Annotated in this window: 19 protein-coding genes; 14 read left to right on the top strand and 5 right to left on the bottom strand. The window is 65.1% G+C overall.

All coding sequences use genetic code 11. The features are described 5' to 3' along the window. The first annotated feature begins 159 nt into the window (after positions 1–159). Both VF34_RS15430 and VF34_RS15435 read left to right on the top strand, forming a co-directional pair. Positions 160–945, top strand: a complete 786-nt coding sequence (locus VF34_RS15430) for a DUF6319 family protein (RefSeq protein WP_032372536.1) — start codon at positions 160–162, stop codon at positions 943–945. 66 nt (positions 946–1,011) lie between these two features. Next, positions 1,012–1,668: a chymotrypsin family serine protease gene (locus VF34_RS15435; protein ID WP_027495249.1), complete on the top strand. Its 657-nt coding sequence runs from the start codon at positions 1,012–1,014 to the stop codon at positions 1,666–1,668. 64 nt (positions 1,669–1,732) lie between these two features. On the opposite strand, the gene VF34_RS15440 is transcribed toward VF34_RS15435, so the two are convergent. Beyond that, entirely contained in the window at positions 1,733–2,353 is a 621-nt protein-coding gene (locus tag VF34_RS15440; RefSeq protein WP_032372816.1) for a TetR/AcrR family transcriptional regulator, read from the bottom strand. A 183-nt stretch (positions 2,354–2,536) separates the two neighbouring features. Between VF34_RS15440 and VF34_RS15445 the strand changes: the two genes are divergently transcribed. Beyond that, on the top strand, positions 2,537–4,510 hold the full coding sequence (locus VF34_RS15445) for an MFS transporter (protein WP_032372535.1): 1,974 nt from the start codon (positions 2,537–2,539) through the stop codon (positions 4,508–4,510). Between the two features lie 150 nt (positions 4,511–4,660). Here the strand turns inward: VF34_RS15445 and ilvD are convergent, their stop codons facing one another. Further along, positions 4,661–6,373 (bottom strand): dihydroxy-acid dehydratase, encoded by a 1,713-nt coding sequence (gene ilvD, locus VF34_RS15450; RefSeq protein WP_027495252.1) that lies wholly within the window; start codon positions 6,371–6,373, stop codon positions 4,661–4,663. 220 nt (positions 6,374–6,593) lie between these two features. Between ilvD and VF34_RS15455 the strand changes: the two genes are divergently transcribed. The 6 genes from VF34_RS15455 (at position 6,594) to VF34_RS15480 (ending at position 10,703) form a co-directional block, all read left to right on the top strand. Then, positions 6,594–7,595 carry an Acg family FMN-binding oxidoreductase gene (locus VF34_RS15455; protein ID WP_045841630.1) on the top strand — a complete coding sequence of 334 codons (1,002 nt, stop codon included), beginning with the start codon at positions 6,594–6,596 and terminating at the stop codon, positions 7,593–7,595. Continuing rightward, positions 7,592–8,473: a universal stress protein gene (locus tag VF34_RS15460; RefSeq protein WP_045841631.1), complete on the top strand. Its 882-nt coding sequence runs from the start codon at positions 7,592–7,594 to the stop codon at positions 8,471–8,473. The genes VF34_RS15455 and VF34_RS15460 overlap by 4 nt, the downstream gene beginning before the upstream one ends. After that, positions 8,470–8,937 (top strand): pyridoxamine 5'-phosphate oxidase family protein, encoded by a 468-nt coding sequence (locus VF34_RS15465; RefSeq protein ID WP_045841632.1) that lies wholly within the window; start codon positions 8,470–8,472, stop codon positions 8,935–8,937. Before VF34_RS15460 ends, VF34_RS15465 begins: the two co-directional genes overlap by 4 nt. 105 nt (positions 8,938–9,042) lie before the next feature. Continuing rightward, a complete protein-coding gene (locus VF34_RS15470; RefSeq protein ID WP_139278565.1) occupies positions 9,043–9,315 on the top strand; it encodes a hypothetical protein in 273 nt (90 codons plus the stop codon). An 83-nt stretch (positions 9,316–9,398) separates the two neighbouring features. Beyond that, entirely contained in the window at positions 9,399–9,728 is a 330-nt protein-coding gene (locus VF34_RS15475) for a hypothetical protein (RefSeq protein WP_155288740.1), read from the top strand. Between the two features lie 96 nt (positions 9,729–9,824). Beyond that, on the top strand, positions 9,825–10,703 hold the full coding sequence (locus VF34_RS15480; RefSeq protein WP_045841735.1) for a universal stress protein: 879 nt from the start codon (positions 9,825–9,827) through the stop codon (positions 10,701–10,703). A gap of 4 nt (positions 10,704–10,707) precedes the next feature. Here the strand turns inward: VF34_RS15480 and VF34_RS15485 are convergent, their stop codons facing one another. Both VF34_RS15485 and lppU read right to left on the bottom strand, forming a co-directional pair. After that, positions 10,708–12,060 carry an MFS transporter gene (locus tag VF34_RS15485; RefSeq protein ID WP_231578237.1) on the bottom strand — a complete coding sequence of 451 codons (1,353 nt, stop codon included), beginning with the start codon at positions 12,058–12,060 and terminating at the stop codon, positions 10,708–10,710. Positions 12,061–12,158: 98 nt separating this feature from the next. Then, a complete protein-coding gene (lppU, locus tag VF34_RS15490) occupies positions 12,159–12,761 on the bottom strand; it encodes an LppU family putative lipoprotein (RefSeq protein ID WP_032367160.1) in 603 nt (200 codons plus the stop codon). 104 nt (positions 12,762–12,865) lie between these two features. On the opposite strand from lppU, the gene VF34_RS15495 reads away from it, so the two are divergent. Both VF34_RS15495 and VF34_RS15500 read left to right on the top strand, forming a co-directional pair. Next, entirely contained in the window at positions 12,866–13,915 is a 1,050-nt protein-coding gene (locus tag VF34_RS15495; RefSeq protein WP_032401058.1) for an ATP-dependent DNA ligase, read from the top strand. Between the two features lie 2 nt (positions 13,916–13,917). Then, entirely contained in the window at positions 13,918–15,003 is a 1,086-nt protein-coding gene (locus VF34_RS15500; RefSeq protein ID WP_032372529.1) for a DNA polymerase domain-containing protein, read from the top strand. Positions 15,004–15,094: 91 nt separating this feature from the next. Here VF34_RS15500 and nhaA read toward each other — a convergent pair whose 3' ends face one another. After that, positions 15,095–16,951 (bottom strand): Na+/H+ antiporter NhaA, encoded by a 1,857-nt coding sequence (gene nhaA / locus VF34_RS15505; RefSeq protein ID WP_032372528.1) that lies wholly within the window; start codon positions 16,949–16,951, stop codon positions 15,095–15,097. Between the two features lie 333 nt (positions 16,952–17,284). Here nhaA and VF34_RS15510 point away from each other — a divergent pair, with 333 nt between their 5' ends. From VF34_RS15510 to VF34_RS15520, 3 genes are read left to right on the top strand one after another with little or no spacing between them, the layout of a single operon-like run. Beyond that, the gene (locus VF34_RS15510) at positions 17,285–18,964 is read left to right on the top strand and encodes a Mu transposase C-terminal domain-containing protein (RefSeq protein ID WP_032372527.1); all 1,680 of its coding nucleotides are present in this window, start codon (positions 17,285–17,287) and stop codon (positions 18,962–18,964) included. Between the two features lie 5 nt (positions 18,965–18,969). Beyond that, positions 18,970–19,908 (top strand): TniB family NTP-binding protein, encoded by a 939-nt coding sequence (locus tag VF34_RS15515; RefSeq protein WP_045841633.1) that lies wholly within the window; start codon positions 18,970–18,972, stop codon positions 19,906–19,908. Between the two features lie 27 nt (positions 19,909–19,935). Then, entirely contained in the window at positions 19,936–21,141 is a 1,206-nt protein-coding gene (locus VF34_RS15520) for a TniQ family protein (RefSeq protein WP_231578238.1), read from the top strand. Positions 21,142–21,274: the final 133 nt, after the last annotated feature.

Below are 21,274 nucleotides of genomic sequence, written 5' to 3' on the forward strand. Positions count from 1 at the left end.
GTTAATCGTAGTAACTGTTACTTCTGGTTACGGTTACTCGGGGTTACACATACTTGGGATCCACGTCATCCTCGCGACCGATACTCGATGCCGTGCTGCCTGCGCACGTGAATCTGTGCGACAGTATTCGCAAACACTTTCGAGAAAGGCCGGTAGTCGATGCCACCCCGTGGGCGCGCCGTGAACGATTCGCTGACTCCCGAGAACCTGACGACGCTGGCAGCAGCGCTCGCCGAGGGGCGTCGCGCCACCGTGTATCTCCGCGAGCCGAATCCGAGCCTCGGCCTGCCCGACGGTACGTCGGCCAAGGTGGTATCCATCGACGGCAACACCGTCACCATCAGCCCGAAGGGCGTCAACGACGAACTGCCCTACGAGGCCGAGGAGCTGCGCATCACCCGCAACCCGGCGACCCCACCCGCGCCTGCCAAACGCATCCCCGCGAAGAAGACGGCATCGGCCGCGCCGGTATCGAAGCCGGTCGCTGCCTCCGAGCCGGTTGCTGTCTCGAAATCGAGCCCTACTTCTACATCGGTCACGGCTTCTACATCGGTCACGGCTTCGACATCGAGCGCTGCTCCGAAGGCGGTACCGGCGACCGACGTTGCCGCCAAGCCCGCCGGTGCGGGGTCTGCGTCGACCGGCTCGGCCCCACGTCGTCCGAAGAAGGCGCCGGGCGGAGTGAGCGTGACCATTCATGCCGGTGCCGACAACGATTGGTCGGTCACCGTCACGCAGGGCGCGAAGAGGCCGACCAAGGCGCAGCCGGTGAGTCCGGAAGCGGTCGGTCGGGCCGTTCGTGAACTGGGCGATGTCACTGCACGCGATGCCGTCGAGGCTGTCATCTCCCATGCACGTGAAGAGGCGGCACGCCGCGTGGCCGAACTGAGTCGTCAACTCGACGAAGCTCGGACAACTCTTGCGGCCCTCGAGCAGGACGTATGAGCGACTAGCTCGTGTTACGACACGTTCTGTTGCTAGGGTTCTGCCGACACCGCTGAGAGGGAGTACATGTTCAAGAAATTCATGCTCGTCGTCGTGGGGGCGGCTGCAATCGTAGCCAGCGTCGGCGTGGGGACCGCATCCGCGGCCGCTCCTGCAGCTCTCGGCGGTGGGTCCGGAATCATCGTCGGAGGCCAGGCGGAGTGCACGCTGACGACGATCGGCAACGACCGCAACGGAAATCTCGTGGGCTTCACCGCCGGTCACTGTGGCCAAGCGGGTGCCTCCATCGTCCCGGAGTACGACACCTCCCTCGGTGAGGTGGGCCGCATCGCATTCTCCAACCCGGAGTACGACTACGCCCTCATCGAATTTCAGCGTGACAAGGTTGCCCCGATCAGCCGCGTGGGCAACGTGACCATCTCTCAGGTCGGCCCGCCGACGGCGTTCCCGAACATCGTCTGCAAGGAAGGCCGCACGACCGGCAACACCTGCGGCCTCGCGTACGGAGACGTTCTGCAGTCGCAGGAGACCTGGGCGCAGCTGTGCGTCGTCGAGGGTGACTCGGGTAGCCCGGTCGTCGTCGGCAACACCCTCGTCGGCATGGTCAACGCCTACCTGGGCGTCGCGTGCTTCGGCCCCGAGGTCGGCACCAACTTCGACGCGATTCTTCGCAACGTCGATCAGGGCAACGGACTCGGCGCAGGGTTCGTCCCCGCCCCCTGACCCGCACTCGTAGACCGATGCCCCGTCGGCGCAATCACATTGCGCAGGCGGGGCATTCGTCGTTTCAGGGGTGGGCTCCGGCTGGCGCGTCCGCGGCACGGACACCGCTCACGATGCGTTCGGCTTCGTCCGGTGCGATTCCGAGCAGGACCAGACTCGACGTGGTGGCCGCACCTGTGGGGTCGGTGAGCAGCCCGGCATTGGTGGCCTCGAGGATCGACAGCGCGATGGCTTCGATGTTGAGGATCAGCACCTCGGCCGGCAGATAGGTGGAGAACACACCCTCGCGCTGTCCACGTCGAATGACAGCCGCAGCCGACTCCCGCATCGGTCCCAGCAGGTCGTGAAGACCGTTGTGTCCCAGGTCGGTACGCGCAACCGCAAGTAGGAGCCGGTACTGATCGCCGACGCGTGCCAGTGCCAGCGTCTGTCGCACGAACACGGTGACGGCGGATTCGTCGACGGCCGGATCACGTTCGAGCGCGGCCGAGATGCGTTCTGCGGCTTCGAGTGCGATGCCGTCGATCAGGGCTTCGCGAGAGGCGAAGTGCGAGTAGACCGTTCGTCGGACCACCCCGGCCGCGGACGCGACGTCGTTGATGGTCGCGTCCGGATTGTTCGCCAGTACCCCCTGCGCGACATCGAGAATTCGCGCTCTGTTCGAGCGGGCGTCACTCCGCTGCACGGGCGATCGGTCTGTCCGTGCGCTCGGTCTCGACTCCGTCGTCTTCGGCACACGTCCACTTCTAGCACGATCGCGTCGACGCAGTGTGGTTGCCGCCACAAAAGATTGCCGATCCTAGCGCGAATTTCTTAAGCTGCACAGCACTGTGCAAGGTGTGTCGCACTTTGCCAACGGGGGGAACACATGACACTGCTTGCGATGACACCTGTCCAAGAAATGCACAAACCCTATGCCCGACGATGGTCGGCCTTGGTGGTGTTGTGCCTGAGCCTGCTGATCGTGGTCATGGCGAACACGTCCCTGCTCGTCGCCGCGCCGTCGATGACGATGGATCTGGGCTTGACCAGCAGTGATCTTCAATGGGTGATCGACGGATACACCGTCCCGTACGCTTCGTTGATGCTGTTGTGCGGAGTGATCGGCGACCGGTACAGCCGACGCGGCGCGCTGATCATCGGACTGATCATCTTCGTGGCGGGGTCGGTGGCGGGGGCGCTGACCGATGCCACGCTCGGCGTGATCCTGGCCCGAATCGTCATGGGTGTCGCGGCTGCGATCGTCATGCCTGCGACGTTGTCTCTGCTGGTGGCCACGTTCCCCAAGCGTGAGCGGGCCACAGCCGTCACCGTGTGGGCGGCCACGTCCGGCCTCGCCATCGCCGCCGGGCCGTTGCTGGCCGGGTGGCTTCTCGAGAGCTTCACGTGGAGTTCGACATTTCTGATCAACGTCCCGATTGCGCTGGCCGCCATAGCCGGAGCCGTCGTACTCGTCCCGCCGTCGCGAGCCGTCGATGCCGGTGCGATCGATTGGATCGGCGGGTTGCTGTCGGTTCTGGCCGTCTCGACCATCGTCTACTCCATCATCGAGGGCATGCACTTCGGCTGGACCGTCGGGCCGCTATACTTCGGCCTCGTCGGACTGCTGTCGGTGCTGGGTTTCGTGGGCTGGGAACTACGACACCCCAATCCATTGCTGGACGTGCGGATGTTCTCCTCGCGTGTTCTCGGGGGTGCCACCCTTGCGGTACTGGTGTTCTTCCTGGTGACGTTCGGGGCGATCTACCTCGTGGCGCAGTACCTCCAGTTCGCTCTCGGGTACGGCCCGGTCTCCACCGGAGTGCATCTGCTGCCGCTGGCCGGCGCAGTGTTCGTCGGGTCCGGAATCACGATGTGGCTGACCCCCAAGATGGGGCCGCGTGTCACCGTCACCGCAGGGATGATCGTGGGCACGCTGTCGGTCGTCTCCCTCGTCGGAATCGATTCGACGGCAACGTATGTCGACTTCCTGCCCGTACTGACGCTGCTCGGACTGGCCATCGGACTGTCCGTCTCGCCCTGCACCGATGCCATCATGGGTGAGTTCCCGGACGACAAGCTCGGTGTCGGCGGCGGACTGAACGACACTGCACTCGAACTGGGTGGGTCTCTCGGCATCGCTGTATTGGGTTCGGTTCTGGCGGCGTCGTATCGACAGGGAATCGAGGGGTTTCTGCAGACCTTCCCCGGTAAGCAACCCAATGGCCAGTACACCGGTCAGGCCGCAGAAGGGCTTGCGGCATCGCAAGATTCGCTGGCCGGTGCGGTGATCGTCTCGGACATCATTCGCGAGCAGAATGCATTTCTGAGCGGCTTCGCAGACAATCTCGAAGCGAATGCCATCTCTGCCTTCGGCAGTGCCGTCTTGCACACCAGTGTCGTTGCGGCCGTGGTGTTCGGCACCGGAACCGTGATCGTGGCGTTCCTCATCCCGGCCAAGAACAAGGCGCTTGCGTCGTCATCGGACATGATCGCGTTCGAGCCGATCGTGCCCTTCGTTGCGCCGCCGGCCACGAGCGCAGCGGCTGTCCGTGAGGTCGCCGAGCTCGAGCAGCTGCTCGAACGCCCGTCGGCAGCCAAGCCCGAACCGAGTACGCCGCGTGTACCGCGAACATCGAAGCCGCACAACGCTGCCGCGCCGGCACTGGTCGACGCCGAACTCGAACGCCCCAGCATCTATCAATTGGCGCTCGAACTCGGCGAACTGCCCGTCGTACCCACACCGCCGGACGTGGAGCCGACCGAACCGTTGCAGACGTTCTACCAACGAGCCAGCCGACAACACGCGACGTGCACCGAGCTGAACGAACGCTCGAGCCCTATCTGGGCCATGCCGCTGTAGACCTCCCCAGCGCGTCAATGGACCACTGCACTGCCGCCGGGTTGGGATCAATGCGCCTTTGTTGCAGTCCAACTGACTGAAACCCACATTGATCCCAACCGGGGGGGGGGGGCTAGGGCCGGGGGCTAGGGCTAGGGCTAGGGCGGGTGGCTAGATCAGCACCGCACCGTTCGATGCCGAACCGACCAGCTTCGAGTATTTGGCCAGTACTCCGCGGGTGTAGCGCGGAGGAAGCGGTGCCCAACCCTCCTGGCGTGCTTGCATTTCGGCTGCGTCGACGAGAACGTCGAGGGTGCCCTTGCCGACGTCGAGTCGGATCTGGTCGCCGTCGCGGACGAAGGCGATGGGTCCGCCGTCGACTGCCTCGGGTGCCACGTGTCCGACGCAGAGGCCGGTGGTTCCGCCGGAGAATCGGCCGTCGGTGAGCAGCAGGACGTCCTTGCCCAGGCCCGCGCCCTTGATGGCTCCGGTGATCGCGAGCATTTCGCGCATTCCGGGTCCGCCCTTGGGTCCCTCGTACCGGATGACGACGACGTCGCCTGCCGCGATGGTGCCGTCTTCGAGAGCATCCATGGCCGCGCGTTCGCGCTCGAAAACTCGTGCGGTACCGACGAATACGTCGGAATCGAAACCGGCGGACTTGACGACGGCTCCGCCCGGGGCGAGTGATCCTTCGAGAATGGTGATGCCGCCGGTCGGGTGGATCGGCTTGTCCAGTGCGCGCAGCACTTTGCCGTCGGGGTCCGGGGGAGCGATGTGTGCGAGGTTCTCCGCCACGGTCTTTCCGGTGACGGTCATGCAGTCGCCGTGCATGAGGCCGGCGTCGAGCAGCGCCTTCATGACCACGGGGACACCGCCGATGGCGTCGACGTCGGTCATGACGTGCTTGCCGAAGGGCTTGACGTCGGCGAGGTGTGGAACCTTCGCTCCGACGCGGGTGAAGTCGGCGAGGGTCAGTTCGACCTGAGCTTCGTGCGCGATGGCCAGCAGGTGCAGCACGGCGTTGGTTGATCCGCCGAAAGCCATGACGACGGCGATCGCGTTCTCGAAGGCTTCCTTGGTGAGGATGTCGCTGGTGCGGATGCCGCGTCGCAGCAATTCGACGACGGCCTCGCCGCTGGCGTGTGCGAAGCCGTCCCGGCGACGGTCCGGTGCCGGCGGAGAAGCGCTGCCGGGCAACGACATTCCCATGGCCTCGGCGGCGCTGGCCATGGTGTTCGCGGTGTACATGCCGCCGCAGGCACCTTCGCCGGGGCAGATGGCGCGTTCGATGGTGTCGACGTCGGCGCGCGACATCAGTCCACGGGAGCAGGCACCGACGGCCTCGAAGGCGTCGATGATCGTCACCTGGTGCTCGCTGCCGTCGGACAGGGTGGCGAATCCGGGCAGCGTGGATCCGGCGTAGAGGAAGACGCTGGCGAGGTCGAGACGCGCGGCAGCCATCAACATTCCGGGCAGCGACTTGTCGCAGCCGGCGAGCAGCACGGAGCCGTCGAGACGTTCGGCGCTGATGACGGTTTCGACGCTGTCGGCGATGACCTCACGCGAGACCAACGAGAAGTGCATGCCCTCGTGGCCCATCGAGATGCCGTCGGACACCGAGATGGTGCCGAATTCCAACGGATACCCGCCGGCCGCGTGGACGCCCTTCTTGACTTCCTTCGCCAGTCGTTCGAGCGAGAGGTTGCAGGGAGTGATCTCGTTCCACGACGACGCGACGCCGATCTGGGACTTGACCCAGTCGTCGTCGCCCATCCCGACGGCGCGGAGCATGCCGCGGGCGGCAGTCTTCTCCAGCCCGTCGGTGACGTCCCGGCTACGTGGCTTGACGTCGACTTCGGGTGGATTGTGCGGGGTCGTCATGACACTCCTGAACGGTCGGCGATGGTGGCTCCTCGGTCGCGTCCTCAGGTTCCGCCCCGAGTCGCATTCACCGTCAACACTAAACCTGTGGCGCTGCGCTCTTTCGGCATGCACCGGAATGCCCTCCATCGAGTGACGAACGGCCCTGTCGAGCACCGCGACCTCGGGGCGACAGTGGGGGCGGATCCACCGCATCGCGGTGGGAGGTCGAGGAGAGACGATGAACGATCAGCCGGATACGGCCGTGGTGGAAATGCTGGTGGAGCTCGCGTGTCGCGCGCCGTCGGTGCACAACAGCCAGCCGTGGAGGTGGACCTACTCCGAACACGGACTCGATTTGTACACCGACACCTCCCGCGTGCTGGGGGTGATCGACCCGACCGAACGGCAGATGGTGATGAGCTGCGGGGCTGCGTTGGACCATCTCGAGAAGGCTGCCGCGGCGTTTAGGTGGAAGACCGAGATCGACCTGTTGCCCGCCCCGGGCACGCCGGATCATCTTGCGCGTATCCGCCTCGTGCACGACGCGCATCCTCGGTCGCGTGAGTTCGACATGTTGAGTGCGATCAATCGTCGGCACTCGGATCGGCGGGCGTTCGGACCGGTGCCGACCGACCGCGTTCTGACGCGATATCTCGGTCGGCAGCACTACGGCACCGAGATGACCGTCTTGTCGGCAGAGTCGAAACAGACGTTGGCGAGGGCCTCGACGCTGAGCGCGGGCATCCGGAAGTTCGACGCGACGTACCAGGCCGAGATCAGATGGTGGGCCGGGCACTCGTTCCGTTCCGGCGGTATTCCGCCCGAGGCGCTGACGAACCGCGCGGACGCGTCGAGGGTGCAGGTGGGGCGAGCATTCCCCGAACCGCACCGCGTCGGCACGGTGGTTCCGCGGGAGCCGGTCGAAGACGAGTCCACGGTGGTGCTGCTCGGCACACCGTCGGACGAACGACTGGATTGGCTGAACTGTGGCCGTGCCATGTCGACGTTTCTGCTGGCAGCGACCGCGGACGGCTTGGCGACGTGCCCGTTGACTCATATGACGGAACAGGCCGGCAGCAGGCGACTCGTCCAGTCGTTGGCACCGCACATCGGCATGGCGCAGGTGCTGATTCGAGTCGGTACACCGATGATCGGCGCCCCGGCGCCTCGAACGCCACGACATGCGGTGGCCTCGGTGCTGTCTGCTCCCGCACGCGCAACGAACAGGAGACGATCGTGATTCTCGCAGCACATCAGAAAATCGTGGTGGGGGTGGATGGTTCGGCCGGCAGTATCGGCGCTGCGCTCTGGGCGGCGACACTGGCAGAAAGGGTGGACTCTCCCCTGCTCATCGCCACTGCAGTACAGCAGCCTGTGATCTACATGGGCGAGCCCGCAGCGGTCGTGCCGAAGGAGGTGTGGGACGAGCAGCGCCGAGCGTCCGAACACATGGTGACCGACGTCGCTGCCGCAGTGCTGGCCCGTCATCCGGACCTTGCCGTCTCCACCTCGGTGGAGGAGGTGACGGCGTGCACGATGATGGTCGAACTCTCCTCCACCGCGCGGATGCTCGTCGTCGGCAATTCGGGTTCCGGTCCGATCGTGTCCGCATTGTTCGGCAGTACGGCGCAGGAGACCTCGAATGCGGCCCTGTGCCCGGTGATCGTGTGGCGGGAGGGCGACGCCGGCTTCGACGCGCCGGTCCTCGTCGGTATCGACGGAAGTGCAACGAGTGAGGCGGCCGTCGAGCAGGCCTTCGATCTGGCCTCGTTGTTCGGTGTATCGATGATCGCCGCGCTCGCCTGGAACTCGTGGTCCCACGGTGCGGCGCTCTCCCCGCCGGGGCCGCATGACAGCATCGAGATCGAGCGTGAGCAGCAGATGCTGCTCTCCGAATGTCTGGCCGGATGGGCCGAGAAATATCCGGATGTCAGTGTCGAACATGTGGTGCGACAGGGTAACCCGGCGCATCTCCTTGTCGATCTGTCCAAGCGAGCCGGCCTCGTGATGGTCGGCAGTCACGGGCGAGGAGTGGTTGCCCGAGCACTGTTCGGATCGACCAGTAGCAACCTCACCCGCCACGCCCACTGCCCGGTGATGATCTGCAGAGACCGATGACCAACCGCACCGTACCGAATCGTGTGCGCGGGAGTGAGGATCGTCGACGAGTTCTGGACTCCGACAACGCTCATCGGCTTGCGCGACGGGCGACCGTCGCACGGCTGATCGGCCACGACCACTTCGGGCCCACCATCGACCCGGTCTCCATCGTGTGGAGCGGTAGTCGGGTGTATTTCTACGCCGAGGGGCGGTCGCGGTTGGGGTGGAGCGCGCTGGATTCCTCGGTCGTCCTGGAAGTGGACGCCGAGGACGACGCTCACCTGACCGTATCGACTGTCGTGATTCACGGAATCGCCCGTGCGGTTGTGGATGCTCGACTCGAAGTCCTCGAACAGCTACTGCCCCGGCCGCATTCGGACGGCCCGCCGATGCACCGACTCGTCGAAGTGACCCCGACGTCGGTGTCGGGGGTCGAGCTGATGCGTGGACCGACTGCGGGCGAGACGAATTCACGAGGGTGAAGGCCGGGCCTCATGGCGGCAGGATCGGGACTTTCGACCCTGCCGTCGGCATCGAGAATTCGGCAATGTCGGTTCTACCGATTCGTCGACTTCGAGGAGTTCGAGATGAAGCAGCAAGTACACGACGGACACGACGGGCAGGCCGTGTTGGCCGAGGCCGAAAATGTCCTCGCCGAAGTGCTACTGGTGTGTGCCGTCGCCGCGGTAGGTCTTTTCTTGACGTTGCTCGCGTCCGGTGTGACCGGCTGGGCTGCGGTCTGCGGAGGTGCGGCAGCAGCGATGTTCGTGATGGCCGCAGTGAGCCTTCGTGCAGGGCAGCACGCCGCGCAAAGGTCGCATGCGCCTTCGGGTTCCGATTCTGTGGCGGGGTCGATGTGACGCCGACTTCTGGCGGACGTGAGCCCGCCAGAGCAGGAACGACGAGTAGGACCGACAGTGAAAGGCCGCAGGTGACGGGCTCGATGCGGGTCGATTCCGACTCCGTAGTCGTCGAGATTCCGACGCAATCGGTACCGATGGTGTTTCCGGTGACCACTGCATCGATCGACGGTGTCGTCCATTCGGTGGTGATCGCCGAGTACGGGCCTCTCAGCGGGGTCTCGCCCGACGGACACATCCTCAGAACAGCCGTGCTCGAACGGTGGCCGGACGCACGAGTGTTCGAGCGGCGCAGCACGGGTGAGCGCGGTGCGGACCCGCGCGGCTACGAGAGTTTCTACGTCGAATTGGAGCCGAGCGGTTGCCGAACCGACATCGACCTCGACGAGGTGTCCGCGCTCTTCGGCCGCTGACCGGACGCGAGCGCGGACTGCCAATTCGACTGCAACGCAATTCATCATGTCATGGCGACTGTGCCGTGGCCGTCGACATCGAGACAGGAAGATCACATGAGTAATTCCACCGCCCGCACACTTCCCATCGTCGTGGGTATCGACGGATCGGCCGAGGCCGAGGCTGCAGCCCGATGGGCCGGCATCTACGCGGACAAGGTCCACGCGACCGTACGTCTCGTTCATGCAGTCCCCGTGGGGGATTGGTACGGGTCGGCAGCATTCGTCGACGGTGGCGCGCTGGAGAGGGATCTTCGTGCCATGGGCCGCAAACACCTCGTCCGAGCAGAGGGCGAGGTACACGCCGCCGCACCCGGAGTATCCGTGGACACCGTCAGTGTGGACGGCACCATAGCGTCGTACGTGGCCGACGTGGGAGCAGACATGGTGGTGCTGGGATCCAGGAAGTCGAGCGCGATCCGCGACCTCACCCTCGGTAGCAACACGCTGCGCGTCATGACGCACGCGAAGTGTCCGGTGTTGTTGCTCCGCAACGAAAACGACAAGGCCGACGTGGTCCGTCCGATAGTGGTCGGGATCGACGGCAGCGAACAGTCCGATCGAGCGCTGGGTGCCGCGCTCGAGATGGCCGACAACCTGGGCGCACCCGTGATCGCAGTCAACTACTGGGGGTTCGCGGCTCAGGCCGGCATCGGGATGAGCGCCGGCTACATCGACTGGCAGGCGGTGCAGGAAGACGAGAAGCGTTGGCTGGAAACGCATGTGGAGAAGATGCACGAGAAGTATCCGGCTGTGCAGTTCACGACCGTCAGTGCCCAATCGAGCCCGACACGAGGTTTGCGAGCGCTGTCTGCGTCTGCATCGATGCTCGTGGTCGGGTGCCGAGGTAGAGGTGCCCTCCGCGGTGCGATCCTGGGGTCGGTCAGTCAGAACCTCGTGCACCATGCCGAATGCTCGGTGTTGATCGTGCGGTGAGCAGTCAGTCGACGCTGCGTCTGTCGACCGGGGGTGCGCCCAGATCGCAGTGCGGTGGGCAGTCGGAGGTGTCGCCAGTGCTCTTGATCAGCGCCGCCGCGATGACGGCACCGAGTATTAAGAGCCCGGCGCACATCAGCATCGCCGAGTGGAATCCGGCCGAGAACACCTGTGGCGCGGAGTAATCGGACCCGGCAATGCCTGCCAATGCGGGCAGCGCAGCAACGGCGAGCAGTTGACTGGTTCTGGCGACAGCATTGTTGACGCCCGATGCGATTCCGGCGCGGTCGTCCGGTGCCGCGCTCAGGACGGCTCCGGTCAACGGGGCCACCAGAGCGGACAGGCCGAGGCCGAACACGACGACGGCGGGGAGAACATCGGCGACGTAGGTGGATCCGGGCCCGATGCGCAGCATCAGCAGCAGCCCCGCCGCCGACAGCAGCGGCCCGACCGTCATCGGAATGCGCGGGCCGATGCGCCCCGCGAGCCGGCCCGCGCGGGCCGACAGTACGAGCATCAGCACGGTGATCGGGATGGTGGCCAATCCGGCTGCGACAGGGGAGAACCCGACCGCGAACTGCAGCTGTAACACCAGGAGGAAGAACACCCCGCCGAGCGCGGCGTACACGGCGAAGGTCACGAGATTGGCTGCCAGGAACACGCGCGAGGCGAACAGTGACGGCGGTACCAGCGGATCGTGGGTGCGGCGCTCGATCACCACGAACATTCCGACCGCGACGATCCCCAACGCGAGCGCAAGAACGTGGGACTCGATCAGACCGTACGTCAGCAGCCCGAGGGCAGCGGCGACCGTCACCGCGCCGGGGACGTCGAGGCGACCGGCAGCGTGCGGATCACGGCTCTCCGGAACATGTTTCATCGCCACCCACACGACCACCACGGCCAGTGGAACATTGATCAGGAACACCGCGCGCCAGCCGACGGCGTCGACGAGCCAGCCGCCGAGCAGTGGACCGATCGCCGATGCCACTCCGCCCAACCCCGACCACAGCCCGATTGCGGCTCCGCGATCGTCGGATCTGATGGACGCCGAGATCAGCGCGAGCGAACCCGGGGTCAGCAATGCCGCGCCGATGCCTTGGAGCAGCCGGGCGGCGATCAACACCTCGATGCTGGGGGCAAGACCGCACAGGACCGAGGCCGCCGTGAACCAGACGGTGCCCCAGACGAACACCCGCCTGCGTCCGAGCCGGTCACCGAGCGAGCCGCCGAGCAGGATCAGCGACGCCAGCGCCAACGTGTAACCGCTGAGCGTCCACTGCAGCCCGGTGACACCCGATCCCAGATCCCGACCGATCGCCGGCAGCGCGATGTTGACCACGGTGGCGTCGAGCATCGCCAGAGACGACCCGAGCACGGTGGCCGCGACGATCCATCGGCCCCGCGCACTGGACAGGGAAATGGTTACATCGTGCCGCTCTGCAGGCTGCTCGGTCACAACTTCTCGACGCAGACGACGAAGTTGCGGGAGTCCTTCTCGAATCCGTACAACGCGGGGTCGGGGCAGTCGTCGACCGACGTGGTGCCCTGCAGGATGGTCACCACCCGGCGGGTGTCGGCACCCGGGGTGGCGCAGTCGACGCGTTGCGCGAACTCGCCCACCAGGTCCATGCAGCCACCGACGATCCAGTCGATGTCGAGGCACAGGGCCCCTTGCTCGATGTCGAAGTACGTCTCGTAGTAGTACTGGTCGGCGTCGGGCGGGCATTCGGCCGAGGTCGGAGTCTTGGCGAACACGACGTAGTTGGACTGTGGGGATCCGCAGGTCGCATTGGCGACGGTGGCGTTCTCGACCGTCCCACCGAGTTCGACGCATTGGCCGATCTCGACGTCGATGTCGACGCTGCCGCCCTCGTCGATGTCGGGGGTCGGGGAACCGGTGGTGGTGCGTGGCGGCGTCGTGGTGGTGGGAATGCTGGCACCGGAGATGGCGACGGCGGTCCCGGATACCTCCGAGGCGCATCCGCTCAGTAGCACCGCCGCGCAGGCGGACAGAGCGACGACGAAAGCGCGGACCGAACGAGTGGGTGACGCCATGGTGAGTCCTGCTCTCGACGAAAGAAGCGTGCTGGGTGCATCGACCGTATGTGTGTAGAAAATATCGGACTCGGTTGTCGGCCGCATGAGGCAGGATGAAGTGCGTGGATCTTCCTCTCGCCGTTCCGGTTGCGCCGATGCTCGCCAAAGCCGCGAAAGTGGTGCCTCCTCAGCCCGAGAACGGGCCGCCGGTGTGGTCGTACGAGCCCAAATGGGACGGTTTTCGCGCCATCGTGTTCCGCGACGGCGACGAGGTGGTGCTGGGATCGCGCGGCGGCAAGGACCTGGCTCGGTACTTTCCCGAGCTCGTCGAGGCCGTCAAGGCCGAACTACCCGAGAAGATCGTGATCGACGGAGAGATCGTGGTGCCGCGCGAGAAGAACGGTTCCACGCGCCTGGACTGGGAGTCGTTGTCCGAGCGCATCCATCCCGCGGCGAGCCGAGTGACGATGCTGGCGGAGAAGACACCGGCGCAGTTCATCGGCTTCGATCTGTTGGCCGTCGGCGACGAGGATCTGACGGGTGAGCCGTTCTCGACGCGGCGGGCGCGATTGCTCGACGCGGTGGGCACGGGCGGGCCGAGTTGCTTCGTCACCTCGGCCACCGACGATGCGGCCGTGGCCGAGGACTGGTTCGAGCGGTTCGAGGGAGCAGGCCTCGACGGCGTCGTAGCGAAGAAGCTCGACGGGCCGTACCTGCCCAACAAGCGCGAGATGATCAAGATCAAGCATGCCCGTACCGCCGACTGCGTGTTGATCGGCTATCGAATTCACAGGTCCGGCAACGGCATAGGATCACTGCTGCTCGGCCTGTACGACGGCGAGGATCTGCGCATGATCGGCGGAGCGTCGGCGTTCACCGACAAGCGGCGGCTGGACTTGCTCGAAGAACTCGAACCGCTCCGGCTCGGTGACGACGTCACCTACGACGGCGAGGCGACCCGTTGGAATTCGTCCAACGATCGCAATTGGATTCCGGTGCGCATCGAGCGAGTCATCGAAGTCGCCTACGACCAGATGGAAGGCGCGCGGCTGCGGCACGTGGCCAGGTTCCTGCGCTGGCGACCGGATCGCGATCCGCGCTCGTGCGCCTACGACCAGCTCGAAGTGCCGGTGCGCTACGACGTCGCCGATGTGATTGCTGGAGGGCGATAGACATGGCCGCGAAAACACCACCGGCGTTCGTGCAGGCGGGCGAGCGCGAAGTGCGAGTGTCGAGTCCCGACCGAGTGATCTACGAAGCGACCGAACGCACCCCGGAGATCACCAAACTCCAGGTGTGCGAATACTTCGCCGCGGTGGGCGAACCGCTGATGCGGGCGATCGGCGACCGCCCGACCGCGATGGAGCGGTGGCCCGACGGCTACCGCGAGGGAATGCGATTGGCGCTCGGCCCGCAGGACAAGGAGGGCGACGGTTTCTATCAGAAGCGGCTGCCCAAGGGTGCGCCCGAGTGGATCGAGACCGTGAAGATCGCGTTCCCGAGCAAGCGCACTGCCGAAGAACTGTGTCCCTCCGAAACTGCGTCTCTGGTGTGGGCAGCCCAGATGGGCACGCTGACATTCCATCCGTGGCCGGTACGACGACCGGACGTCGACCATCCCGACGAGCTGCGTCTCGATCTCGATCCGCAGCCCGGGACGACATTCGCCGACGCGCTTCGCGTCGCCGACGTGACACGAGAGTTGTTGGAGGAGTTGGGCTTACGCGGCTACCCCAAGACCAGCGGCAATCGCGGCATTCACATCTACGTGCGCATCGAGCCCGAGTACACGTTCGAGCAGGTGCGGCATGCGGCCATCGGCCTGGGCCGAGAACTCGAACGTCGCGACGACGGGGTGACCACCAACTGGTGGAAAGAAGAACGCGGAGAACGCATCTTCATCGATTACAACCAGAACAATCGTGACCGCACCATAGCCAGCGCGTGGAGTCTGCGAGCCCGGCCCGGAGCGACGGTGAGTACACCGATGACGTGGTCGCAGTTGGCGGACGTCACCGATCCGCGTGACTTCAACCTCGTCACCGTGCCGGACCTGGTCCAGGACGGCGACCCGTGGGCCGACATGGACACGAAGGCCTATTCACTGGAACCGCTTCTGCACCTGTGGGAAACACTGCCGGGTGGTGAGCTGAATTTCCCGCCCGACTACCCCAAGATGCCGGGCGAACCGCCCCGAGTGCAGCCGTCGAAGAAAGTCGCCGAGCACTGGGATGCGGAAGGAAATCGCACCGACAGCTAGTTCCGCTCGGCCTGGGCAGGGTTGCACACTAGGTAGCGTTGTCGACGGGATCCGGTCGATCGAGCCGTGTTCCGTGCAACCCGGCCCACCCTCACATGGATTCGAGTTCCCGGATCAGCGTCGCCGCGTCGTACGGCCCCACGTGGCGGGTGAGGTTCTTGTCACCGCGACCCAGGTAGAACGTCGGAGTGCCGCCCACATCGGAGGACGTGGCGTCGAGTTCGTCGTCCTCGACGCGCACCACGTAGTCGCCGGTGCGGATGTCGTCCTCGAATCTGTCCATGTCGAGGCCGAGTTCGCGTGCGTACCCGTCGATGTCGTCGGGTTCGAGGGCGTCGCTGTTGCGGAACAACACGTCGGCCATCTCCCAGAACTTGCCTTGCGCCGCGGCGGCTTCGCTGGCGTATGCCGCGTAGCGGGCATGGGGGTGGTAGTCGTCCAGCGGCAGGTGTCGGTAGACGTACCGGAGGTCGTCACCGAAGTGCTTGCGTACCTCGGCGACGCTGCCGGTTGCCTTGCTGCAGAACGGGCATTCGAAATCGGCGTATTCGACGATCGTCAGCGGAGCGTCGACGGGCCCGCGGATGTGATCGCGCTTGGGGCTGACCGGACGCAGAATACGCAGCGACGCTTCGGCTTTCGGCGGGTGGATCTTCGCGTCGATGCGGAAGAGGATCCAGCCGAGCAGGGCAGCGATGACCGAGGCTGCCAGCACACCGACGCGGGCCTCGTCGGCCAGCAGCGGATCGTCGAGCGCGAGGTCGATGATGAACAGCGAGATCGTGAACCCGATTCCGGACATCGCCGCACCACCCGCGATGTGCGACATGGTCAGTCCGGGAGCCAGAGCCGAGGGTCGCAACTTCGCGAAAATGGCCGAGGCCCCGGTGATTCCGACGAGCTTGCCGAGCACCAGGCCGGCGATGATGCCCCAGGTGAGCGTCGACGTGGAGGCAGCCTTCAGGGTGTCCGAGCTGAGCACCACTCCCGCATTGGCGAGCGCGAAGATCGGCACGATGATGAACGCGGTGTACGGCTGATACAGGCGCATCAGTCTCTCGTTGACCGAGACGGCTTGATCCAGGCCGAGTCTCGCGGCGCGGGCGTATTCGGGATTCGGCGATTGGCGGAAGGCGCGGGTGAGGTCCGATGCTCGTTCCACCTCGGAGCGACGCGGCGGGTACACCGGAAGAATCAGCGCGATCATCACGCCGGCCAGCGTGGGGTGAACGCCCGACTCGTACATCGCGACCCACGTGAACAGTGCGACGACGAAGTACCCGACACCGCGCCACACTTCAAGCCGACGCAACAGGAAGATCAGTCCGAGACCGATGAACGCCAACACCAACGGAACCACGTCGAGATCATCGGTGTAGAAGAACGCGATGATTGCCAGCGCGCCCACGTCGTCGGCCACGGCCAGCGTCAACAAGAAGATCCGCAGCCGCGCGGCCTTCTTCGGGCCGAGTACCGCCAGGGCACCGAGCAGGAACGCGGTATCGGTGGAGATGACCACGCCCCAGGCCTGGGCGGCCGGGCCGGAGGGGTTGAAGGCGAGGAACAGCAGCGCGGGTGCGGCCAGACCGGCGAGTGCAGCCACGATGGGAATCGCTGCGCGCGATCTGTCGGTGAGCTCACCCATCGCGAACTCGCGTTTGACCTCGAGACCGACGACGAAGAAGAACAGCGCCATCAGCCCGTCGTTGACCCAGTGGGCGAGGTCGAGGGAGATGCCGTGTTCACCCACGGTGATGGACAGCTCGGTGTGCCAGAACGACTGATAGGTGTCACCGAGTGGGGAGTTCGCCCAGATCAGGGCGATCAACGTGGCCGCCAGCAGGAAGCCCGCGGCCAAGGTTTCACTGTTCTTCTCGCCGCGAGCCCGCGAGATCCGTTCGACGAATCGTGCCATCGGCCGGTCCGTCGGCGTGATCTGATCTGCCATCTGCAGCCCGGGTCCTTCCTCGGAGGTGTTGTGAAGCAGTCTGTACCAACACGGCGGTGGACGCTTTACTTCCACGCAGGTCAGTAGCCTGGATGGTTCTCTTGCCGGGAAGCGTTGTCGAAGAGATGTGCACGACATATTCGGCGAACGGCATTAGTCCGCCGAGAATCGGGAATACAATCCCGACTCACCCCTGCCACTATGTCAGTTTCAAAAGACGGCTGCACTCTTTGCAGGCGTTTTGAGGATGAGTGCACGTGTCTTCTGACATTCTGATGTCGGAAGTGCGGTGCACGGTCGCGCGTTCAGCTCTCGGTGACAGGGAGGCTTGTGATGGACCCCGACAAGCTCGACGTCGTGGAGACCGGTGTGCTGACGGCGTCGGGGGAGCGGTGGGCGCAGGCAGAGACCCGATTCGCTGTCTTGGCTCCCTTGCTGGAGATGCATCCGGTGCGTTTGGCAGCGGTCGATGATGCGGCCGAACGACTGGGGTTGTCGCGCCGTCGGGTCTATGCGTTGCTTGGCAAACTCAGGGACGGGACAGGTACGGTCACCGATCTTCTGACGAAGGTCTCGCCGGGTGGGCGTGGCCGCAGCCGAGTAGCGGCTGAGGTCGAAGAGGTGATCGGCGATCATCTCACCCGATATTTTCTTCACCGCCAGAAGCTGAGTGTCGCTGCGCTGCATCGACGTATCGCGTTGGCGTGTCACCGCGCGGGTCTGCCAGTGCCGGCCAGAAACACCGTCACCGCACGAGTCGCCGCGCTCCATCCGGCATCGGTGGCCAGGTCACGCGGAGGACCCGATGCCGCCCGCCCACGTCAGTCCGCCGGCGACGATCCACCGACAGTTGCGGGGATTCTCGATCAGGTCCAGATCGACCACACCGTCGTCGATCTGATGGTCGTCGACGAGTACGAGCGTCAACCGATCGGTCGCCCCTACCTGACGATCGCCATCGATGTCCTCAGCCGTTCCGTACTCGGGTTCGTCGTCACTTTGGAGCCGCCGTCGTCGATATCGGTCGGGTTGTGCCTGGGCCGCGTGTGCTGCGAGAAGCAGACATGGCTGGAGGCATGCGAGCTCGCGGAACAGGTGCAGTGGCCGATGGCAGGGAAACCGAAACAGTTGTATCTCGACAACGCCTCCGAGTTCAAAAGCGAAGCGCTGCGCCGCGGATGCGCCCAGCACGCCATCACACTCGAATACCGTCCTCCGGGCCGACCGCACTACGGCGGGATCGTCGAACGCATCATCGGAACGGCGATGACGGCGGTGCACGAGCTGCCTGGGACCACCTTCTCGAACCCAGCGGACCGAGGAAGTTACGACTCGGACAAGCATGCGGCGTTGACATTGCGTGAGTTGGAGCGCTGGCTGGTCCTGGCCATAGCCTCATATCACGCGAGTGTTCACAAAGGGATCGGGAACACTCCGGCCGCCGTGTGGGCCGGCGGGGTCGCCGCAGTTGGTCATGCCCCTCGTGTGGTACTTGGCGAAACCGCGTTCCTGGTGGACTTTCTTCCCGTCATCCGGCGACGTCTGACGCGTACGGGCTTCGTTCTCGATCACGTGCACTACTTCTCGAACGCGCTCAAACCGTGGGTTGCGCGGCGAGAGGATTTGGGGCGGTTCCTGATACGACGTGACCCACGAGATTTGAGCAGAATCTGGGTCCTCGAACCAGACGGTGCCGGCTATGTCGAGGTGCCGTACCGGACGATGTCACATCCCGCGGTGACATTGTGGGAGCACAGAGCTGCTATCACTCGTCTCCGCGAACAAGGTCGGTCGAACGTCGATGAGAGCGCACTGTTTTCGATGATCGAGCAGATGCGCGAGGTCACCGACCGCTCGCAGAAAGCCACCCGCAAAGCCCGGCGCAACCGTGCCCGCCGCACGCATCTCACCGGCGCCGCGTCTGCACCGATCCCGGCGATCCACCCGCCGGTGGAGCCTCGAGCGGACGGCGGCACCGCAACGCCGGTCTTCAGCGACATCGAGGAATGGTGAGCCGGATGACCCCATCGACAGGACGCAGCGACGAAGCCACCGAGTCGTCCAGCGAGGGTTTGGGGCACCTGCGGGAGTCGGTTCGACCGCTCACCGCACTCGACGACGCGGACCGGATCCGGTTGATCCGGTCGGAGAGGTGGATCGGGTATCCGCAGGCCCGTATGGTCATCGACCATCTGGAGACGTTGTTGTCGTGGCCTGACCGACAGCGTATGCCGAACCTACTGTTGCTCGGTCCGACGAACAACGGCAAGTCGATGATCATCGTAAAGTTCCGGCGTACTCATCCGCCGATCAGCTTGTCCGACCGCGAGCAGCTACCGGTGTTGTGCGTGCAGATGCCCCCGGACCCGTCACCCGGCCGGTTCTACCTCGCACTGCTCACAGCGTTGGGAACACCGACCCGACCACGCAATCGGGTCCACGAACTCGAACAGCAAGCATTGATGCTGCTCCGCGCCACCGGCGTACGGATGTTGATCATCGACGAGCTCCACAATGTTCTCGCCGGCCGCGACAACGTCCGCCGCGAATTCTTGAACGTGCTGCGGTTTTTGGGCAACGAACTACGCATTCCTCTTGTCGCTGTCGGAACCCGCGACGCCTACCTCGCCATCCGAACCGATCCCCAGCTGGAGAACCGATTCCACCCCATGACTTTGCCTGTCTGGACCAACACTGCCGACACCAGATCACTGCTGGCCAGCTTCACCACGAGCTTCCCCCTCCGCAAACCCTCGCACCTGACATCACCGGAGATGACCGACTACCTCCTCACTCGCTCCGAGGGCACCATCGGTGAACTGACAACGCTGCTCACTGCCGCCGCAGTGACCGCCGTCGACAGCGGAGAGGAAGCGATCACCTCATCGGTGCTCACACGCACTCCGTACCTCGGCCCCACGGAGCGACGCCGCCAGTTCGAACGCCACCTCGCATGAACGCGCGGCTCGCACCGATGCCCGATGATGCGTACGTTCGCCCGTGGCCGCTGCACCCGCCGCCACTGCCAGGGGAGGTCCTCTCGTCCTGGTTGGCCCGGATATGCGAGCTGTATCCGCACATCAGGCCCTCTGACCCTGCTAGCAGACCTCGATATCGATTGTGCTGTCGAGGATCTCGACCGCTACACACCGGAGCCGATCCTTGCCGAGCTGGCCGGTCGCGGCGCAGTCCCGGTAGAGAGGGTGCGGATGATGACGTTGGCGGGGTGGACACCGTGGCTGCTCGACAGCACCGACCCCGCCGACTGCGACTTCGACACCTACGTCCACCAATTCTCGATCCTGCTACCGGCCGACCTCGCGAGGGAGGATCGACGACGCCGCACACCCACGAGCGAAGCATGGTTGCCGTGGGCGAGCACTCCGCGCAGTCGGGCATGCCCGGCATGTATCGACAGCCTCGAATCCACTGCTGATATCAACATGACTCTGCTGCACCAATATCCGGTGCTGAGCAGCTGCCTCGACCACCGTTGTCGACTCGAACCCTGCTCTGCTTTCCCTGGTCATGCAATCTTCTGGGATCAGGTCCGGTTCGGTTCGGACGAACGGGTCTCGCCCGTTCCGGTTCCCTCAGCGGTCACGGACCTCGATCGGCGCAGCACCGAGGCTCTGACGACGGGATGGGTGGAACTCGGCCCAGGCCGGGTACATGCCGCAGTTTGGTTCCGGCTTCTGCGCACCGTCGTCGACGAAGTGTCCTCGCCACTGGTTCGCACCGGACGGTGGGCGACGAGGCTCGTTGCGATCTGGAAGGCCGCCGGTCGTTCTCGCCCGTTGCGGACCGCGTGGGTTCCGTTCGAGGACCTGCACTGGGACGAGCAGGCGAAAGTTCTCGAGGCCGCGGCGATCGCCATTGCGATGGTCGAGAGCGGTGAGATCGATGCCGGCGGTGCGCACGCATCTCTGCTGCGCCCACGACCCTACGAGCCGGTCGATCCCGGGACAGCTCCGACGCGCTCGTCTTATCCCGCACCCGAGCGCGATCTGTGGGCTGACGCGCACGCTGCGGCCGAGGCCGCCATCGCGGCGGCGCGCGTCGATCCCGCATCCGCCAGTTCGTTGTACAACTTCCTGCGCTGGGGGTGGTGCCGCACCGCGGCGGAGCTGGATGAGACGGTGCAACTGTTCCTCGACCACGGGATCCCGCTGCACCATCCGCCGACATAGCTCTCGCCCGATGGAGCGGGGTCGTCCGCGATGCACGCGCGGCGACAGCCGAGAAGCGCCGTTTTCGCGGCGGGGGCATAGTCACCAACGTTATTTGTGCGGTGACCGACGAGAATTTTCCTTCCCGCACCGT

Origin of the sequence: Rhodococcus sp. PML026, assembly GCF_000963615.1 — a bacterium.
Taxonomy (GTDB): Bacteria; Actinomycetota; Actinomycetes; order Mycobacteriales; family Mycobacteriaceae; genus Rhodococcoides; species Rhodococcoides fascians.

Bases quoted from the DNA above. Each gene is read 5' to 3' on its own strand.
- ilvD (WP_027495252.1), bottom strand. From the start codon at position 6,373: ATGACGACCCCGCACAATCCACCCGAAGTCGACGTCAAGCCACGTAGC.
- VF34_RS15470 (WP_139278565.1), top strand. From the start codon at position 9,043: ATGAAGCAGCAAGTACACGACGGACACGACGGGCAGGCCGTGTTGGCC.
- VF34_RS15480 (WP_045841735.1), top strand. From the start codon at position 9,825: ATGAGTAATTCCACCGCCCGCACACTTCCCATCGTCGTGGGTATCGAC.
- VF34_RS15465 (WP_045841632.1), top strand. From the start codon at position 8,470: ATGACCAACCGCACCGTACCGAATCGTGTGCGCGGGAGTGAGGATCGT.
- VF34_RS15515 (WP_045841633.1), top strand. From the start codon at position 18,970: ATGACCCCATCGACAGGACGCAGCGACGAAGCCACCGAGTCGTCCAGC.
- VF34_RS15445 (WP_032372535.1), top strand. From the start codon at position 2,537: ATGACACTGCTTGCGATGACACCTGTCCAAGAAATGCACAAACCCTAT.
- VF34_RS15430 (WP_032372536.1), top strand. From the start codon at position 160: ATGCCACCCCGTGGGCGCGCCGTGAACGATTCGCTGACTCCCGAGAAC.
- VF34_RS15475 (WP_155288740.1), top strand. From the start codon at position 9,399: ATGCGGGTCGATTCCGACTCCGTAGTCGTCGAGATTCCGACGCAATCG.
- nhaA (WP_032372528.1), bottom strand. From the start codon at position 16,951: ATGGCAGATCAGATCACGCCGACGGACCGGCCGATGGCACGATTCGTC.
- VF34_RS15485 (WP_231578237.1), bottom strand. From the start codon at position 12,060: ATGCTCGACGCCACCGTGGTCAACATCGCGCTGCCGGCGATCGGTCGG.
- VF34_RS15455 (WP_045841630.1), top strand. From the start codon at position 6,594: ATGAACGATCAGCCGGATACGGCCGTGGTGGAAATGCTGGTGGAGCTC.
- VF34_RS15510 (WP_032372527.1), top strand. From the start codon at position 17,285: ATGGACCCCGACAAGCTCGACGTCGTGGAGACCGGTGTGCTGACGGCG.
- lppU (WP_032367160.1), bottom strand. From the start codon at position 12,761: ATGGCGTCACCCACTCGTTCGGTCCGCGCTTTCGTCGTCGCTCTGTCC.
- VF34_RS15435 (WP_027495249.1), top strand. From the start codon at position 1,012: ATGTTCAAGAAATTCATGCTCGTCGTCGTGGGGGCGGCTGCAATCGTA.
- VF34_RS15520 (WP_231578238.1), top strand. From the start codon at position 19,936: ATGCGTACGTTCGCCCGTGGCCGCTGCACCCGCCGCCACTGCCAGGGG.
- VF34_RS15500 (WP_032372529.1), top strand. From the start codon at position 13,918: ATGGCCGCGAAAACACCACCGGCGTTCGTGCAGGCGGGCGAGCGCGAA.